Source organism: Mucilaginibacter sp. (assembly GCF_039935595.1).
Classification (GTDB): Bacteria; Bacteroidota; Bacteroidia; order Sphingobacteriales; family Sphingobacteriaceae; genus Mucilaginibacter.
Window position 1 is genome coordinate 18,062 of sequence record NZ_JBDTJZ010000225.1, and the last position, 17,781, is coordinate 35,842.

At 39.3% G+C, this 17,781-nt stretch carries 16 protein-coding genes; 5 read left to right on the top strand and 11 right to left on the bottom strand.

Going from position 1 to position 17,781, the window contains the following annotated elements; translation table 11 throughout:
* Positions 1 to 16: 16 nt before the first annotated feature.
* Both ABI367_RS16160 and ABI367_RS16165 read right to left on the bottom strand, forming a co-directional pair.
* The gene (locus ABI367_RS16160) at positions 17 to 1,363 is read right to left on the bottom strand and encodes a TolC family protein (protein WP_462227428.1); all 1,347 of its coding nucleotides are present in this window, start codon (positions 1,361 to 1,363) and stop codon (positions 17 to 19) included.
* A gap of 95 nt (positions 1,364 to 1,458) precedes the next feature.
* Positions 1,459 to 2,079: a TetR/AcrR family transcriptional regulator gene (locus ABI367_RS16165; RefSeq protein ID WP_462227429.1), complete on the bottom strand. Its 621-nt coding sequence runs from the start codon at positions 2,077 to 2,079 to the stop codon at positions 1,459 to 1,461.
* Between the two features lie 227 nt (positions 2,080 to 2,306).
* Between ABI367_RS16165 and purB the strand changes: the two genes are divergently transcribed.
* A complete protein-coding gene (gene purB / locus ABI367_RS16170; protein WP_462227430.1) occupies positions 2,307 to 3,650 on the top strand; it encodes an adenylosuccinate lyase in 1,344 nt (447 codons plus the stop codon).
* Positions 3,651 to 3,828: 178 nt separating this feature from the next.
* Positions 3,829 to 4,380 (top strand): NifU family protein, encoded by a 552-nt coding sequence (locus ABI367_RS16175; protein ID WP_462227431.1) that lies wholly within the window; start codon positions 3,829 to 3,831, stop codon positions 4,378 to 4,380.
* Positions 4,381 to 4,502: 122 nt separating this feature from the next.
* Here the strand turns inward: ABI367_RS16175 and ABI367_RS16180 are convergent, their stop codons facing one another.
* The 7 genes from ABI367_RS16180 to ppk1 form a co-directional block, all read right to left on the bottom strand.
* Complete coding sequence (locus tag ABI367_RS16180; protein ID WP_462227432.1) at positions 4,503 to 5,294, bottom strand: inositol monophosphatase family protein; 792 nt, start codon at positions 5,292 to 5,294, stop codon at positions 4,503 to 4,505.
* Between the two features lie 5 nt (positions 5,295 to 5,299).
* On the bottom strand, positions 5,300 to 5,773 hold the full coding sequence (locus ABI367_RS16185; RefSeq protein ID WP_462227433.1) for a GtrA family protein: 474 nt from the start codon (positions 5,771 to 5,773) through the stop codon (positions 5,300 to 5,302).
* Positions 5,766 to 6,935 (bottom strand): prolipoprotein diacylglyceryl transferase, encoded by a 1,170-nt coding sequence (locus ABI367_RS16190; protein WP_462227434.1) that lies wholly within the window; start codon positions 6,933 to 6,935, stop codon positions 5,766 to 5,768. The genes ABI367_RS16185 and ABI367_RS16190 overlap by 8 nt, the downstream gene beginning before the upstream one ends.
* A 29-nt stretch (positions 6,936 to 6,964) precedes the next feature.
* Positions 6,965 to 8,284, bottom strand: coding sequence for a tRNA (N(6)-L-threonylcarbamoyladenosine(37)-C(2))-methylthiotransferase MtaB (gene mtaB, locus ABI367_RS16195; protein ID WP_462227435.1), 1,320 nt, complete (start codon positions 8,282 to 8,284; stop codon positions 6,965 to 6,967).
* A gap of 214 nt (positions 8,285 to 8,498) precedes the next feature.
* Positions 8,499 to 9,074 (bottom strand): UbiX family flavin prenyltransferase, encoded by a 576-nt coding sequence (locus ABI367_RS16200; RefSeq protein WP_462227436.1) that lies wholly within the window; start codon positions 9,072 to 9,074, stop codon positions 8,499 to 8,501.
* 218 nt (positions 9,075 to 9,292) lie between these two features.
* Positions 9,293 to 10,174: a Ppx/GppA phosphatase family protein gene (locus tag ABI367_RS16205; protein ID WP_462227437.1), complete on the bottom strand. Its 882-nt coding sequence runs from the start codon at positions 10,172 to 10,174 to the stop codon at positions 9,293 to 9,295.
* Entirely contained in the window at positions 10,171 to 12,225 is a 2,055-nt protein-coding gene (gene ppk1 / locus ABI367_RS16210) for a polyphosphate kinase 1 (protein WP_462227438.1), read from the bottom strand. The genes ABI367_RS16205 and ppk1 overlap by 4 nt, the downstream gene beginning before the upstream one ends.
* A gap of 525 nt (positions 12,226 to 12,750) precedes the next feature.
* Between ppk1 and ABI367_RS16215 the strand changes: the two genes are divergently transcribed.
* Both ABI367_RS16215 and ABI367_RS16220 read left to right on the top strand, forming a co-directional pair.
* Complete coding sequence (locus ABI367_RS16215; RefSeq protein WP_462227439.1) at positions 12,751 to 13,245, top strand: YajQ family cyclic di-GMP-binding protein; 495 nt, start codon at positions 12,751 to 12,753, stop codon at positions 13,243 to 13,245.
* A gap of 113 nt (positions 13,246 to 13,358) precedes the next feature.
* Complete coding sequence (locus ABI367_RS16220; protein WP_462227440.1) at positions 13,359 to 15,656, top strand: S41 family peptidase; 2,298 nt, start codon at positions 13,359 to 13,361, stop codon at positions 15,654 to 15,656.
* A 281-nt stretch (positions 15,657 to 15,937) separates the two neighbouring features.
* On the opposite strand, the gene ABI367_RS16225 is transcribed toward ABI367_RS16220, so the two are convergent.
* Complete coding sequence (locus tag ABI367_RS16225; RefSeq protein ID WP_462227441.1) at positions 15,938 to 16,375, bottom strand: Hsp20/alpha crystallin family protein; 438 nt, start codon at positions 16,373 to 16,375, stop codon at positions 15,938 to 15,940.
* Positions 16,376 to 16,518: 143 nt separating this feature from the next.
* On the opposite strand from ABI367_RS16225, the gene ABI367_RS16230 reads away from it, so the two are divergent.
* Positions 16,519 to 16,968 carry an acyl-CoA thioesterase gene (locus ABI367_RS16230; protein WP_462227442.1) on the top strand — a complete coding sequence of 150 codons (450 nt, stop codon included), beginning with the start codon at positions 16,519 to 16,521 and terminating at the stop codon, positions 16,966 to 16,968.
* Positions 16,969 to 17,080: 112 nt separating this feature from the next.
* Here ABI367_RS16230 and ABI367_RS16235 read toward each other — a convergent pair whose 3' ends face one another.
* Positions 17,081 to 17,773 (bottom strand): SIMPL domain-containing protein, encoded by a 693-nt coding sequence (locus ABI367_RS16235; RefSeq protein ID WP_462227443.1) that lies wholly within the window; start codon positions 17,771 to 17,773, stop codon positions 17,081 to 17,083.
* Positions 17,774 to 17,781 lie beyond the last annotated feature (8 nt).

Below are 17,781 nucleotides of genomic sequence, written 5' to 3' on the forward strand. Positions count from 1 at the left end.
ATCGTTGTGGTTTGGTTTATTTTATAATTCCGTATGCTTTATCAAGGTCAACCTTGCTCACTAAAGCCTGGTATAAGCCTTGTATATATTTATTATCTGCATCCTGCACCGCGGTTTGAGCCTGGGTAACCTCAATACTCGACCCTACACCCTGCTGGTACTTTATTTGGGCTACTCTTAATACTTCTTGTGCAAGCGCCTGGTTTTGTTTTTGATTATTGAGCGATTGCAGACCGTTAATATAAGTTATACGGGCCTGGCTGGCCTGTAACCTCAACCCGTTTTTTAAGTTGATCAGATCATTTTCTGATTTTTTAACCGTTATTTCAGATTGCCTTAACTGGTTGGTGCGCTGCATCCCGTTAAAAATAGGCACGTTCAAGGTTAAGCCAATATAGCTTACCGGGTAACTGGTGCTGTATAAGTTACCAAAAGAGTTATTTTGATAGGAGTTTGCAAAATTTGCATTAAAAGTAAGCTTAGGTAAAAAAGCGGCTTTTTTACTTTTCACATCAAACTCGTTTATTTTTTTTTGTGTTTCTACTAAACCATATTCAATACGGTTACGGTAAAAGGTGCTATCACCAACAGCTTCATTTAAACTTTCCAGTTTAACATCCTGTAATTTATCTTTTAAAACAACGTTGTTTTCAATAGGCATACCCATCTGGAATTTAAGCAACTGGTAGTTTAGTGCCAGCAGGCGTACCGAGTTCTCGCGCGTGGTAACCAGGTCATTATATTGAACGGTTAACCTGTCAACATCAATTTTCTCAACAAATCCCTGCTTGTTTTGAGCAGCCGTTTGGTCAAGCAATTGTTTTATTTGTTTAATGTTGGCATCCAGTAACTTTATCTGCTCATCGTTAACCAACACCTGATAATAAACCTTGGTAACATTAACATTGGCCTCAATTTTTGAGCGGGTGAAGTTTAACTCAAATAATTGTTTGTAAGTGGTGCGCCCTTGCAAGCCTACCAAATAGTCACCATCAAATAATAACTGGCTAAGGTTTGCACCCAGGTTTGACTGGTATTTAACACCAAACTTTACAGGTATAAATGTGCCCGGAGCACCAAAAAATTCACCCGGTAATAACGATGTAGGTATCTTCAAATAATCCTGAAAGGTACCTGTGGCATTTATTTGCGGTAAACCCCGCCCAATGGTTTCCTTTACACGGTATCCGGCACTTTTTACATCAAGGCCTGCATTTAATACCGAGTCCTGGTGCTGATAGGCATAGTTAATACAATCAGCAAGTGTAAAATTATACACTTGTCCATCAGGCTGCGACTGTTGTGCATAACCCGTAAAGGCCGTTGCACTTATTAAAAAAAGTAATAAAAATATATTTTTCATTATTGCGATTAGGTTGGTACTTATTTGGGTTATTATCATGTTAGCTCTGCAAATTAATTGATCGGTTATGACAGCCGTATGTCAGCAGTATTATATTATTCATCACTTATATTTTTGTGTTTATTTAATAACTTATGTCCTTTAAGCGTACAAATACCATAATTAAAATGCTCTAAAAACTGGTACTGTACCTTCCACGGGCTAAAATCAGCTACCGGGAACACCTGTGTATTAAATCCCATTTCAACCTGGCTTACCCGCATACGTGCCAGTATTTTTGCATTTATTTCGGGCCGTATATAACCTTGCTGTATGCCTTTGCTTAAAAGTTCCTCCAGTGTATGTATTAAAACATCCGCTTTAAAATTTTGGAACTCCCTCCAGGCTTCAGGGTGATATTTTTGCATATCATGTATAACTATCGGGTTGATGCGCGAAAACATATCTTCCGAACATTTCATCATATTGATCATTTCCTCGATCACATTGCCCGATTGGCTGATGATGCTGCATATCTGCTCCTCATCATCCTTCAATTTCTTCTTTACAAGGGCTATAACCAATTCGTTCTTATCTTTAAAAAACTGGTAAATGGTTTTTTTTGACATACCCAAATGCTTGGCTATATCATCCATCGTCACGCTTTTTATCCCTGCGCTTAAAAACAGGTCCTCGCCGCCTTGTATTATTCTATCTATCTGCACATTTTGTTTCACGGCGATAAAACTATGGAAACATTTTTAGATTTCAAAGTTTCCGTTTGAAATATTTTCCGTTTAGTTAAATAAAATTGATTTCAACTCACCCGACCATCGCTTTGCTCGGCCACCCTCTCTATGCTAGAGAGGGGATTCATTCGGGGTGAGTCACGGTAAAGCGACAAACCAACAAGCCATTTACGTGAGCAACCGAAAATTGTTACCTTTGCAAAAATTACCACAACATGACACTTACACCTCTATCAGCAATTTCACCTATTGATGGCCGTTACCGCAATACTACTGCGCCTTTGGCCGCGTATTTTTCAGAATACGCCCTTATCAAATACCGGGTGTTTGTTGAGGTAGAATACTTTATAGCTTTATACAAGCATCCAATCCCGCAATTGCAGCAATTGGATTCAAATGTAGCCGAAAAGTTACGCGATATCTATAAAAATTTTAGCGAGGCCGATGCGCAAAGCATCAAGGAAATTGAGAAAACTACTAACCATGATGTTAAGGCGGTTGAATATTTTATCAAACAAAAATTTGATGCGCTTAACCTGCAAGCCTATAAAGAATTTATCCATTTTGGTTTAACTTCGCAGGATATAAATAACACCGCGGTACCTTATACTTTTAAGCTGGCGCTTGAGGAAGTTTACTACCCCGCGTTTGATGAGTTGCTGGCCATATTAAAAAACTATGCTGCCGAATGGGATAAACTGCCCATGCTGGCCCATACGCACGGACAACCTGCCTCGCCTACCCGCTTGGGTAAAGAGATACAGGTTTTTGTAGAGCGTTTAGAAAACCAACTGACTTTATTAAAGCAAATACCTAATTCGGCTAAGTTTGGCGGGGCCACCGGTAATTTTAACGCGCACAATATTGCCTATCCGGCTATTAACTGGAAAGATTTTGGGAACAACTTTGTAAATAACATACTGGGCCTTAACCGTTCGCAGTTTACTACGCAGATAGAGCATTACGATAATTTTGCCGCGCAATGTGATGCCTTAAAACGTATCAACAATATTATTATCGACCTGGACAGGGATATGTGGGCCTATATATCTATGAACTTCTTTAAGCAGAAGATAAAAGCCGGCGAGGTGGGCTCATCAGCTATGCCGCATAAAGTTAACCCGATAGATTTTGAGAACTCGGAAGGCAACCTGGGTATTGCCAACGCTTTGTTTGAGCATTTGGCGGCCAAGTTGCCTATATCTAGATTACAACGTGACCTGACCGACTCGACCGTGTTAAGAAACATTGGCGTGCCGGTTGCACATACGTTGATCGCATTTAAATCAACTGTAAAAGGGTTAAATAAACTGCTATTAAATACCGATGCTATAAATGCCAGCCTGGATGCCAATTGGGCGGTAGTTGCCGAAGCTATACAAACCATTTTACGCCGCGAGGGCTACCCCAACCCGTACGAAGCGTTAAAAGAACTGACCCGTACCAATACGCATGTCAATGCCGATACCATTGCCGAGTTTGTGGATACATTGCAGGTGAGTGATAGTGTTAAGGACGAGATTAAGAAAATAACGCCGGCTAATTATACGGGGATATAGTTGAAAGCATAAGGCAGAAAGCTAAAAGCTTATTGGCAAAATTTCCGTAAAAGCTTTTAGCTTTTTGCTTTCGTCTTTCTGCTCAACGGTCATGTATTAGTAAAAACAATTTAATCGTACACAACTAATCAAAACCTTGCCTAAATTTGTTTAAAATAATTATAAATAAGCTACAACGATGAATATCAACGTATATACAGAATCAACCCCAAACCCGGCAACTATGAAGTTTATAGTGAACAAGTTGCTGATAAACGGCAGTGTTGACTATCCTACTAAAGAAAGCGCCGGAAACTCGCCTTTTGCACAAGAGCTATTTAAATTTTCGTTTGTAAACGGTGTATTCTTTGCCAGCAACTTTGTTACCGTAACCAAATTTGAGCAGGATAGCTGGGATGATATTACGCCCATATTGAAAGAGTTTGTAAAAGGCGCGGTTGAATCAGAAATAAAAGTACAGGTAGAGGAACAAGCCGAAGAAGGTAACTTTGAAGGTACCGATACCGAAGTTAAAATACAGCAAATACTACATGATTACGTTCGTCCGGCTGTTGAGCAGGATGGCGGCGCTATCACCTATAAATCGTTTGAAGAAGGTGTGGTAACGGTAGAGCTTCGCGGTTCATGCAGTGGTTGCCCATCATCAACTATCACCCTAAAGGCCGGTATTGAGAACCTGCTTAAACGCATGGTTCCTGAGGTTACTGAGGTGGTGTCAGAAGCGTTATAAAGTTCCTGTCATTTCGAGCATAGCGAGAAATCTATACACATGCCATTACTTCTTTGCAGGTGTATAGATTTCTCTTTCGCCCTATCGCACATTCTCTGCCGCTCTATCGAAATGACATTTAGCTATTTAAAATACTGTGCGATAGCACTCAACATCTCCTCCGTCATCTTTCCATTAGTAGCTAATAGTTCGCGGGTTTCTAATACTTCATCACCCCCACTAAAGTTCACTACGTGCCCCCCTGCTTGTTTTACGATAACAATACCGGCGGCGGCATCCCAGGCATTTAGGTTATATTCGTAATAACTATCAAAACGCCCGGCGGCAGTATAAGCCAAATCGACCGCGGCCGAGCCAAGTCGGCGCAGGCCGTGGCAATTTTTCATTAAATAGGTAAATAACTCAATATACTGCGGCTGTTTAGTAAAATCATAATAAGGGAACCCCGTTGCTATTAAACTATTGTTGATAGTTGGGCAGTTGCTCACTTTAATCTCCTGGCCATTTAAATAGGCCGGTGCGCCTTTCCAGGCATAAAAGCATTCATCCTGGTTAATTTCATATACTACACCGGATACCAACTCGCCGTACTCCTGTAAAGCTATGCTAACCGAAAATACCGGTAGGCCATGTATAAAGTTGGTAGTACCATCTAACGGGTCAATGATCCAATTATAGCGGTCGGCAATTTTGTTTTTGGTTTGCTCTTCGGTAATAAACCCGGCTTCGGGTAATATTTTTTCCAGTCCGGCAACAATCATTTCTTCGGCGGTTTTATCTACATAGGATACCATGTCGTTCAACCCTTTATATTCCACCTTAGCTGAGCTGAATGACAGGCGTTCCTGGCGGATAAACTGGCCAGCTTGTTTAGCTATCTCAATTACCCGGTTTGTTATTTGTTCAAGAGGCATAAAATTTATTTAGTAGGTGCAGCCTCATGCTGATGGCGCATAGACAGGCTGAATGAAAAAAACTTGTGTATAAAAAAGCTGGCAAAAAACAGGCTCAGCATAGCTAAAGGCCGTGCCAGTGGCGGGTACATATTAAAATAATGTATCAATAGGTCTATTGCGCCCAAATTGGCAAAAAAGCCTATAACAGCTACGGATGCAAAACGGACAAATTGTTTGGTTGACGATGTTGTTGATTCGGAAAATACCAGGTATTTGGTTATCAAAAAATTAACCATCACACCCAGGCAGTAAGAAATAGCCAGTGATACTGTAGAGTTTTTGTATTCTGAATTGAAAAAATGATACCTTTTTTCTGAAAGCAAGTTATGGTACAATAAATAAAAAACTGTTATGTCAACCAAAAATCCCATCCCCGCCGAGAGCATAAAACGCAATATTTGGTTCTTTACTATTTTTCGTACAACCTTATTAGCCATGCTGCTTTGACATTATTTTTTTAGGTTGATTTAACCCGTTTACAATTAAAGCTATGCCACCCACCACCAACAACAATGATATCATTTCGGCTTGTGTAAAGCTTATACCGGCTACATTATAACGGGTGTTAACCCTTATCAATTCAATTAAAAAGCGTTCAATACCATTTAAAACCAGATAAATGCCAAATAGTATACCGGGTGTTTTTATACGGTCGCGTATACTCCATAAAAAAAAGAACAACAACATACAAGCCACTGATTCATAGAACGATGTAGGGAACACCGGAACGTTTAATATATTACAAAACTTACCCACACAACCGGGTATCAGATTGCCTTCCATATTCACATTATGCGGAAACCTGAAGGCCCACATCCAATCAGGTGCCCAGCTTAGCCAGTGAGGTTTGGGTGCCAGGTTATTAATACCCCAATCGCCATCGCCTGCCATTTGGCAGCCAATGCGGCCAACGGCGTAGGCTAACATCATGCCCGGTCCGCCGATATCCAGCATGGTAAGTGGTTTAATACCATGTTTATGGGCTATGTACAATACCGCCGCGCCACCACAAATTAAGCCACCATAAAAGGTAAGGCCGCTAAAGCCTATCAGCATCCCTACGGGGTCGACCATAAATTCGTGCCAGTTTTCGAGCGCGTTAAACAATTTGGCACCGGCAAAGCCCCATATAGAGGCCCATAGTAATATGCTTCCCATCAACTCGTATGGGTGCACCATTATTTTTTTGGTAACCGGCTCCGGCAAACGTGTTTTTTTATTTTCGGCGTAGGCCCAGTAAGCAAATATGGCGGCACATATAATACCGCCTATCCAATTACCCCGTGATGATAATATGAAATTTTGAGGATCGTCTATCATGGCGCTGTAGTTAAATGCCATGTCAATTACTTTATAACCCAGTACAAACCCAAAAAGAAAATTTCCGGCCAGTTCAACTGGTGTTATGGGCGCGCCAACGGTAACTTCTTTTTCAAAAGAGTGGATTACGCCTTGCTTTTCTTTGCGCTTAAATTCCTGTGTAAATGCCCAGTAAGCCGCCATAAAGGCAAGCGCTACAAAAAAACCAAAAGTTTGTATCGGCAATACAATATCTAAACCGGTAAGATACTTAATAAGCGAAGTTATGGTTGGAAACATAGGTTATGTGTTTGCAGCGAATATAAGCCTTAATGAGTTAATATTTCTTCGCTTTCGGTTATTTCAACATCACCGTCAGGTGAAATATTTGTTAAGTAAACAGTTTTCAGTTCGTTAACCAATACCGGGTCGTACTTAGCTTTTACTTTAACATAGTTACGGGTAAAGCCGTGCATAAAGCCATCTTTAATGTCGCCCTCAAACAAAACTTCTTCCGTTTTATTAAGCTGGGTTTCATAAAATGAGCGGCGCTTTTTATCAGATAATATATGCAGCATTTTACTACGCTCGGCACGTGTTGAGCCCGGCACTACCCCACTCATCTCGGCAGCTAAAGTATTTTCGCGCTCCGAATAGGTGAATACATGCAGGTAGGAAATATCAAGGTCGTTCAAAAAGTTATAGGTATCAATAAAATCCTCACGCGTTTCGCCGGGGAAACCTACTATAACATCTACTCCTATACAGCAATCAGGCATCAGTGCCTTTATTTTGGCTACGCGATCGGTATATAACTCTCTTTTATACCTGCGCCGCATTAAACCTAATATCTTATCAGAGCCGGATTGCAGCGGAATATGAAAATGCGGCACAAACCTTTTAGATGACCCTACAAACTCAATGATCTCATCAGTCAATAAATTAGGCTCGATTGATGAGATGCGGAAACGATCAATACCTTCCACCTTATCTAAAGCTTTCACCAACTCGAAAAATTTGGTGTCTCGTTTGCCATCAATAATACCGAAATCGCCCAGATTTACGCCTGTTAGTACAATTTCTTTAACGCCTGACGCGGCTATTTGCCGTGCTTGTGCTACCACATTGTCAATAGTGTCGCTACGGCTATTGCCACGGGCCAATGGTATGGTACAAAATGTACACGAGTAATCGCAGCCATCCTGTACCTTTAAAAAGGTTCGGGTACGGTCGCCAAATGAATAGGATGATATAAACTCATTAGCCTCGGATACAGGCTGGTTATATACTAATGCTTTAGGATTTTTAGTGAGGTCGCTAATATAATCCACTATCTGGAACTTCTCGGCAGCGCCTAAAACCATATCAACGCCCGGTATTTCGGCAATCTCTTTAGGTTTTAACTGCGCGTAACAGCCTACAATGGTCACATACGCCGAAGGCGATATTTTAAGCGCTTCCTGAACAATCTTTCTACACTTTTTATCCGCGTTTTCGGTAACTGAACAGGTGTTTATTACAAAAACATCGGGGGTGTTGGTAAAGTCAACGGTGTCAAAGCCGGCCTGATTAAACTGGCGACCAATAGTTGATGTTTCCGAATAATTCAGCTTACAACCCAGTGTATAAAAAGCAACTTTTTTATTCATGTGCAAAGTGCAAAGGTAGGGATTTTAGAGATAGAATTGAAAAGGCTTAGTTTGGCTAAAGCCTTTTTTGGACTACTACAATTCTCCGTTGGTTAAAACCAACGGCAATGAATTAGATGATATTTCAATTTATTTAATGATAATGTCTTCATTGCCGTCCCATTTATGGGACGGAGCATAAAATAATAAGTGATGGCTTTAGCCCAATAAACCACTAACTATTAAGCGTTTCACTCCATCGATAACTCTCATTCTCCAACCCTATCAGGTCAATTACCCGGTTCACCACCGTCATAGCCACATCTTCAATGGTTTGTGGTTTGCTGTAAAATGATGGTACCGCAGGGCAAATTATGCCGCCGGCCTCGGTAACGGTTTGCATATTGCGGATGTGGATAAGGTTAAGCGGCATATCCCGGGCCACCAGAATCAGTTTGCGGCGCTCTTTGAGTATAACATCAGCTGCGCGGCATATCAGGTCATCAGACACGCCGGAGGCTATCCTACCCAGCGTACCCATAGAGCATGGTATAATAACCATGGTATCAAACCTGGCCGATCCCGACGCAAAGGGTGCCATAAAGTTATTTTTCTCGTAAAATTTGTATGGAATATTATTGTAGTCGGTATTATCCAGCTCAAACTCCCAAACCTGTTTGGCATTGTCAGACATTACTATGCCCACCTCGGCTATCTGGCTGTTTAATTGCTGCAGCTTTTTTAATAATAACTGGGCGTATATGGCGCCGCTGGCACCGGTAATGGCTACAACAATTTTTCTTTTCATCATATCTATCAGCCCCCTCTAAATCTCCCCCGGTTGGGGAGACTTTTTAAGCCCTCCCTACCGGGGAGGGTTGGGTGGTGCTATTTACCTGCACAAAAAAGGGTCGAATACTATGTACCCGACCCTACATCTACCTATGAAAAACATGCTTCTTATCGAAGCAATACAAATATAATAACAGTTTTCTTAATTATTAAATAATTTGCTAAAATTAATTTAACCTATTTGTTGTAATTTTTTTCAATTAAGGTTTGAATAATACCGTCAACCATACCTACGCTGGGTACATACATTTGCTTAATTCCGCCCCATTTCATCACGGCTATATATATTTCGGCGGCCGGTATAATAACGTCGGCCCTATCCTGATTAAGCCCTAAAACATTTATACGGTCCTTTAACGAAAACGAGTTTAAGTAGTTATAAAGTGATTTTAATTTTGCAAAACTTATAGGTGCCTTATCTTTTTCTTCGGCCAGTTTATACAGCTTATTAATATTGCCACCCGTACCAATGCCCGATATGTTTTTAACCTGACGGGTATGTTCGCGAATAAAATCGTGCATTTCGGTCCAGGTTTCTTCGGTATCCTGATTATCCAATATGCGTATGGTACCAATGTTAAATGACCTTGAAGCCACCATCTCTCCTGCCGAAAATAATGAAAGCTCCGTACTGCCACCACCTACATCAATATACAGGTAGGTTTTGGCTTTATCAATAGCCTGTTCGGCATGGCTGGCATAAATTATTTTAGCCTCTTTTTGCCCGTGGATGATCTCCAGGTCAATACCGGCATCTTTAATAATTTGGTCAACAACCTGTTTCCCATTTTTAGCTTCGCGCATGGCCGATGTAGCAAAGGCCATATAATCAGTCACCTTATATACATCCATCAGGTTACGAAAAGCCTGCATGGTTTTTACCAGGTCGGCAGCTTTTTTATCAGATATATGTTGGTCCATAAAGGCATCGTCGCCCAAACGCAGGGGTACCCGTATAAGCGTATTCTTTTTAAAAGAAATAGCTCCGTTGTTTTCAATTATTTCGGCAATAAGTAACCTTACTGCGTTTGATCCGATGTCAATAGCGGCGTATCTCAATTTATTGGCTGTTTATTTTTTAGGTAATTGTATATATCTATTTGTGCCCTAACCGGAAGTTCGGCATGTGTTTTACGGTATTTATTACTGTTATGAATATTTATTTCGCGAGCACGGGTGTTATCGCTCAATTGTATATTGATAATATCCCGTATCTCCTTTTTTATATCAGCTTCATAAATCGGGAAACCTACTTCAATCCGGCTATCTATATTGCGTGACATAAAATCGGCGGATGTAAGGTAAATCAGTTCGTTACCCCCATTACAATAAATGTGTACACGGGCATGTTCCAGATATTTATCAACTATACTTATCACTTCAATATTCTCGCTATAGCCCTTTACTCCCGGTACCAAACAGCACATTCCCCTTACAATAAGTTGTATTTTAACCCCTGCGTTGCTGGCATGGTATAATTTAGCAATCAAATCCTCATCGGCCAGGCTGTTCATTTTAAATACCATATACGCCTGTTTGCCTGCTTTAGCATTCTTTATTTCTGTATCAATCAATTTGTAAATAGCCGGGCGCGAATCAATAGGCGATACGATAAGGCTTTTTAACCCTTTGGGTAAATCACCTTTGTTCAATGCCTTAAAAACCGATCGCAGATCGTCAGTTATCTTCTTATTGCTGGTTAGCAGGGTATGATCGGCATATATACGGGCAGTTTTTTCGTTATAGTTACCGGTAGAAAGGCAGGCATAGTAATTTACCTTTTCTTTCTCAGTACGGCTAACCAAACATATTTTTGAGTGTACCTTATAATCTTCAAAACCATATATTACTTTAACGCCTTCTTCTTCAAGTCTATGGCTCCAGGTAATATTATTTTGTTCATCAAAGCGGGCACGTAGCTCAACCAGGCAAGTAACTTTTTTACCGTTTTTAGCCGCGTTTATTAAAGCATGAATTATACGTGAGTTCTCAGCCAGGCGGTAAACGGCTATACTTATTTCTTTTACCTTCGGATCAATAGCCGCTTCGCGCAAAAAGTGTATCACGTAATCGTATGATTGGTATGGCGTATTGATCAGGTAATCCTTTTTTGCTATCATCTCTATCAAGCTTTTCCTGAACGACAGATGATCAACCGGCAGTGGGGTATATTTGGGATATTCCAGTTCGGGCCTGCCCACGTTAGGGAAGGAAATAAAATCTTTAAAGTTATGGTACCTATTGCCGGGTATTAGGCTTTCGCCATGTAAACCCATCTTGCCTACCAAATGTGTTAACATTTCCATCGGCATTTCCGAATCATATAATAAGCGCATTGGCTTGCCCCTACGGCGCTTTTGCAAGCTTTTAGCTAACGAGTCGATAAATTTGCCGCTTACCTCTTTATCCAGGTCAAGCTCCGCATCTCGGGTAAGCTGTATGGAGTAAGCCTCAATGCTATCGTGTTCAAAAATAAAGAAAACGTCTTCCAGGCTATACCTTATAATATCATCGAGCAGTATTATAAATTTAAGGTTATTGGTTTCGGGCAGCACTATAAACCGGCTATGGTTATCAGGTATCTCAATAAGTGCATACCGTGTTTTTTTATTGCGGGTAAGTTTTACAAAAAAATAAATGGCCCGGTCGCGCAAATCAGGCAGCGGCGAGCCATTATCAAGCATAATAGGAACCAATGTAGCCAACACTTTTTCGCGAAAGTAATTTTTAACAAAACTACCCCGCGCCACATTTAACTGCGTATCATTTAATATAAATATCTTCTCTTCGGCAAGTTGTTTAATTATAATATTTTCATAAAGGTTATTAAACTTACGCTCCTGCTTTACTACTATGCTTTTTATTTGATTAAGTATTTTTTTAGGGTTGTAACCCAATACTTCTTTGGCTTTTTCATTAAGGTTTGCCAGGCGGCTTAAAGTTGCCACGCGCACGCGGTAAAACTCATCAAGGTTTGACGAGAATATTGCCAGGAATTTTATGCGTTCAATTAATGGTACGGTTGGGTCGGCGGCTTCTTGTAATACGCGGTCGTTAAAATACAACCAGCTTATTTCTCTATTAATTAAAGGTGCGCGCTTAATATCCATATATATACCGGCCTTGCAGCCGTAAATGCAAATCTGCTTATTTATTTGTTAAGTTAATATTAAGTAATTGTAATGTGCATTGTTTTAATAATTTAATCTAGGGAGTGTCTGAATCACTGATGTCTATTTAATCCTCTTACAAGTCAAGGTTTTCAACTTAGTTTTAAATTGTGGCAAGCATTATTATGTCTTATTAATCTGAAATATAGAATATTATAAAGAATAAGTTATGCTATACTTCATTTATACCAGTGAGTGGATAGCACCAGTTTATCAGCGAGACTTAAAAATCAATTTTTGTAAACCCACTATTTTTATAATTAGTTGAATATCAATAAATTAATTTATTTGATTTGTAATTGTGTAAACCTATGTAAACCATTTTACCAAAAAAATGTGGTCGTTTTAAATGTTAACTTTAGCCCATTGTCTGTGCCCGAACGGGCAATCTGTCGAAGGTAAGTCAACACCTTGCCAACATTATCTTATTTTAATTAAGTTTGTAAACCAAAATATAAATACATCATGCCAACATTTGATATAGTAAGCAAGATTGACGGCCAAACGTTTGATAATGCTATCAATACTGCGAAAAAAGAAATTTTGAACCGTTATGATTTTAACGATTCAAAAAGCACTGTTGAACTGGATAAGAAAACAAACACCGTAACCATAGTTACCGAAAATGATATGCGCCTTAAAGCTATTCAGGATTCGATAATAAGCCGCATGGTAAAGCAAAACCTTGATCCCAAAGCGCTTGATCTTGATCAAAATCAAATAGCTGCATCAGGCAATATGATACGTAAGGAAATTAAAATTAAGGAAGGAATTGATAAAGAAGCCGCAAAAAAAATAGTAAAAGCAATAAAGGATAGCGGCTTAAAAGTACAGGCATCTATTATGGACGACCAGGTTCGCGTTCAGGGAAAAAAGATTGACGACCTGCAAGCAGTAATTGCCCTTTGCCGTAAAGGTGATTTTGGCCAGCCTTTGCAGTATATTAATATGCGGGATTAATTAAATGCGGAATGCGGAAGTTAGAATGCGGAATTAAGGATAGTTAAATTTTGTTAATTTCCAGATGTAGTGTTTATTTTAGGTTATACTTGTGTAACAATTAAGCCCGCATCATGAAAAAAAATTGCTTGTTACTATTATTTGTTGTGTTTACAACACCAATAATTGCCCAAACCAAGCAACAAATTGAAAACCAGGTAGCCTTTACTAAATTATATGGCTATGTAAGGTATTTCCACCCAAGTGATGAGGCAGCGGCTATTGACTGGGATAAATTTGCTATATATGGCAGCAAAAAAGTTGCCGAATGTAATGATCAGCAGCAACTCAAACAAACCCTTATAAATCTTTTTTCACCAATTGCTCCTACCCTGCAAATAGGTAATCAGGATGAAAATATATCATTTGATAAAGAGAAACTAATACCACCAACTCCTCTTGACGGATATAAAACTATAGCCTGGCAGCATATAGGTGTTGGTTTGCTAAATGACAAACGCAGCCCTTATCAAAGTGCCCGTACAAATAGGAATGTCAATTTCAAGCCTATATCCCAATCATTTGGTACCATAGCTAAGTTTTTTGATGCTAAGCCCTATCGGGGCAAACAATTTAAGCTAGAGGGGAAAGCAAAAATGGTTACTGGTACCGGCTCTGGTCATTTTTGGGCGAGAGTGGATCTTAACAATACAAAAACAGGTTTTTTTAACAATATGGATGAGAGTCCTATTGTATCAACTGAATGGAAAAATTACGTTGTAACCGGGACGATAGATAGTAACGCCGTTGACCTTGCAACCGGTACATTTTTATCTGGCAATGGCGAGTTTTGGGTTGATAATTATAAAATTTCGATAAAAGAAGGAACTGTATGGAAAGAAGTGTATTCCAATACCTTTAACACCCAAAAAACAGGTGTATCCATCACGGGTATTTTTGGTAATGCCCCATTAAAAGTACCGAATCCAAATTATGCTTTTAGCATTGTGGAAGACAATAAAACACCTGCCGAAAAATGGGTGTCTATTAAAAGCACATTGCCGACAAATCAAATAACAGAAAAGCACACGAGTTATTTTAAGGCATATCCGGCTGTTGGCGAGTATATCGCCAAAGATATTGGCGCAAATCTTAAAGTTATTATTCCACTGGCCGTTTATGGGAATAGTACAAATACCTACCCCATTGCCGACACTTTAAAATTAGCACAGCTAAAAAGTAATTATAATAAGATAAATGATGAAGATATAACCGGTGTTGACTTGTATACCCGCTTAGGCGATTTGTGTATAACCTGGAACGTATTTCAACATTTTTTTTTATACTTTGATTTTGCCCAAACCAATTGGCTGGATGATATGAGAGAAGCGATAAGTGAGGCTTATGTGGATAGCACAAGATACGCATTTCAAAAAAACCTGCAAAAACTAACCGCAAAGCTTAAAGACGGCCATATCCGGGTAAACATAACAGGCGGTAGTAACTATAATTATGTACCCCCCATTGCCTGGGAATGGATAGAAGGCAAGTTAGTTATAACTGATGTGTCCGGGGCATCGTTCCGATTAAAAAAGGGCGATATTGTAACAGCCATCAACGGTTTAAATCCTCAAGACTATTTTAAAGCTGTTGAGCAAAATATATCTGCAGCTACTGATGGATGGTTAAAATACCGGGCTCAAATAGAAAGTTTAGCGGGTGAAAAGGATACGGAGCTACGATTAGATATTTTAGATAATGATGGGAAGAACGAAAAGGTTGTACTTAGACGTACATTATCATTTAATGAGCATTTAAGTACATCTCCAAAAGACGAAATTAAAATATTAGGTAAAGATATCATGTATGTAAACATTGGCGCGGCAAACATGAATACTATTAACAGCTCATTGGTGAAATTACAAAACAGTAAAACTATAATTTGTGATCTGAGGGGATATCCAAAAAACAACAATAACTTTATAGAGTACCTATTAACGCAAAAAGATACTGCATCAAACTGGCTGCAAATACCACACATAATTTATCCTGACCGGGAAAAATTAGTAGAATTTAAAAAAGGTGGGTGGAACTTAAAGCCCCGTAAGCCGCATTTAAACGCTAAAATTATTTTTTTAATAGATGGGCAAGCCATTAGCTGGGCCGAGAGTTATATGGGGATAATTGAGCATTACAAATTGGCAACAATCATCGGCCAGCCTACAGCAGGTACAAACGGCGACATAAACCAACTTTCATTACCTGGTGGCTATACTATTACATTTACAGGCTTAAAAGTTGTTAAACTTGATGGCTCACAACATCACGGCATAGGCACAAGACCCGATATTTATGTAACTAAAACCATAAAAGGCGTTCGTGAAAACAGGGATGAATTTTTAGAGAAGGCTTTGGAGATAGCTAATGAGTAATATATCGGATTTCGGATGTTCAATTTGGGATTTCTGTATGCAGACTATTTTAAATTCGAAATTGAACATCCGAAATCAAAAAAAGAGCCGCTTCCTCCTAAAAGAAAACGGCCCATCTCAAACCTAAACCAACTTTATTATGAAAACTAACTGTCTTTTAATGAGCAACGGTTGGTAACGTTGCTCAACATATTTTATATTATCCGGTAATATCCGGACCTCCTATCCTACAAACTTCAGTTCACTGCCGCCAATCGGAAATCCAGACTTACCCGAATAAATTATTTTATAGTGATCTCTCTTGATTGAATTTTAGCTTCTTCTTTTTTAGCTATTGTTAATTTTAAAATACCGTCAGTATAATCAGCTTCAATATTTGTCTGGTCGGCACTTTCAGGTAAGGTAAATGACCTTGTAAACGAGTTAAAGCTGTATTCGCGTTTGCTGTATTTTTTATTCTCATCAACTGCTTCGGTTTTCTTCTCGGCCGAAATAGTTAACACATTTTTTTCAAGATTTATTTTAAAATCTTCTTTTTTAAGACCTGGAACGGCCAATTCAACTTCAAATTGATTTTCTGTTTCGGCAACATTTACAGCGGGTGTAAAAGCAGCGACTTTTTCGCTAAATACCGAATCGCTTAACAAATTGTACACATCATTAAAAAATGGGTTAGCCAATTGTGCTTTGTGTCCGTTGTTAAATTTTACTAAAGTCATTTTTATATCCTCCTAAGTTTTTTTGTTTTTTTCTTTATTAACTTCGCAAGTGTTTGGTCAACTGTTGTACCAATAGATTTTTTACATATATTTAAAGACAATATGTCGGTTTGAATAGATTTTAAGCGACATTATGACACATTATGCCTGAAAAGATATCAGATTATAAATATAAAACCCCGATAGCCATCCGTTTTTCGGATATCGATGCTGTGGGCCACGTAAATAACGCTATATATTTAACCTATTTTGAGGTGGCCCGTTTTAATTATTGGCGCGATGTAATAGACTGGAACTTTAGCGAGAACGGTATTATAGTAGGCCGCGCCGAAGTACAGTACCTAAAACCGGTTATGCTGCATGACCAGATATCATGCGGTGTACGCGTGGTACGTATTGGTAACAGTAGCTTTGATGTGATGCATATACTGATACGCACCACCCCGAATGGTGACGAAGAGATAGTTACCACCGGCAAAACCGTGTGTGTAAGCTATGATTATACCATTAATAAACCGGTACGTATACCGCCACATGCCCGTAATAAAATGATAGAGTATGATGAGCCAAGGCTGATTTTGAATACGGATTGATAATTAAAAAAATGTCATTTCGAAACGAAGTGAGAAATCTTAAACGCTTGACATGTATCGTTTAAGATTTCTCCTCGTACCTCGTTCGAAATGACAAGTATGCATTAACTTATCATCTCGCCCCTATCTCAAACACGGCATTTATTTGAAAGCTTAACTTTATCTTTTTAAGATCAATATCAGATTCGGCAACGTCGCTATTGGTCATGGTTTTGGCCATATACATTACCTGGCGCGGCTGCGGGAAACTGCTGTTATCGCTTTCGGTGATATTTAACACCTGCCCCAGTTTCTCCCCTACACCGGTTAGTAAATAGGTTGCCTTAGCTTTGGCAGCCAGCAATGCCTTTAACTTTAATTCGTTTTTAAGCTGATCAATCTTTGAATAATCGTAGCTATCAATATTGGTGCTTTGTATACCCTTAGGGTCTATCTTGCTGATGATCTGGTTAAACTTATTCAAATCAGTAAAGCGGATGCCATATTGTTTGCTTGCCAAAAAATCGGGGTTTTTCTTTTTCTGGTAATCAAAGTTGTAGGAAGACAGGTTGTTTACCGTAAAATCGGTTTTAGCGATACCGGCTTCATTAACGGCTTTAACCAATTGGTTCTCCAATTCTTCAATAGTAACTTTGGTTTTACCGTTCAGATATTCTTTTAATGATATGGATACGTTTATAATATCGGGCGTAACTTCCTGTTCGGCAAGGCCAACAACTTCAATTTTGCGGCGCAGGTCAACGTTTTGCGCAAAGGCACCATAGGTAAATGTAATAAACGCGGCAAGTATAAATAGCTTTTTCATGAATGTAT

Bases quoted from the DNA above. Each gene is read 5' to 3' on its own strand.
- ABI367_RS16235 (WP_462227443.1), bottom strand. From the start codon at position 17,773: ATGAAAAAGCTATTTATACTTGCCGCGTTTATTACATTTACCTATGGT.
- purB (WP_462227430.1), top strand. From the start codon at position 2,307: ATGACACTTACACCTCTATCAGCAATTTCACCTATTGATGGCCGTTAC.
- ABI367_RS16215 (WP_462227439.1), top strand. From the start codon at position 12,751: ATGCCAACATTTGATATAGTAAGCAAGATTGACGGCCAAACGTTTGAT.
- ABI367_RS16200 (WP_462227436.1), bottom strand. From the start codon at position 9,074: ATGATGAAAAGAAAAATTGTTGTAGCCATTACCGGTGCCAGCGGCGCC.
- ppk1 (WP_462227438.1), bottom strand. From the start codon at position 12,225: ATGGATATTAAGCGCGCACCTTTAATTAATAGAGAAATAAGCTGGTTG.
- ABI367_RS16185 (WP_462227433.1), bottom strand. From the start codon at position 5,773: ATGGCTAATAAGGTTGTACGAAAAATAGTAAAGAACCAAATATTGCGT.
- mtaB (WP_462227435.1), bottom strand. From the start codon at position 8,284: ATGAATAAAAAAGTTGCTTTTTATACACTGGGTTGTAAGCTGAATTAT.
- ABI367_RS16160 (WP_462227428.1), bottom strand. From the start codon at position 1,363: ATGAAAAATATATTTTTATTACTTTTTTTAATAAGTGCAACGGCCTTT.
- ABI367_RS16230 (WP_462227442.1), top strand. From the start codon at position 16,519: ATGCCTGAAAAGATATCAGATTATAAATATAAAACCCCGATAGCCATC.
- ABI367_RS16190 (WP_462227434.1), bottom strand. From the start codon at position 6,935: ATGTTTCCAACCATAACTTCGCTTATTAAGTATCTTACCGGTTTAGAT.
- ABI367_RS16180 (WP_462227432.1), bottom strand. From the start codon at position 5,294: ATGCCTCTTGAACAAATAACAAACCGGGTAATTGAGATAGCTAAACAA.
- ABI367_RS16225 (WP_462227441.1), bottom strand. From the start codon at position 16,375: ATGACTTTAGTAAAATTTAACAACGGACACAAAGCACAATTGGCTAAC.
- ABI367_RS16175 (WP_462227431.1), top strand. From the start codon at position 3,829: ATGAATATCAACGTATATACAGAATCAACCCCAAACCCGGCAACTATG.
- ABI367_RS16220 (WP_462227440.1), top strand. From the start codon at position 13,359: ATGAAAAAAAATTGCTTGTTACTATTATTTGTTGTGTTTACAACACCA.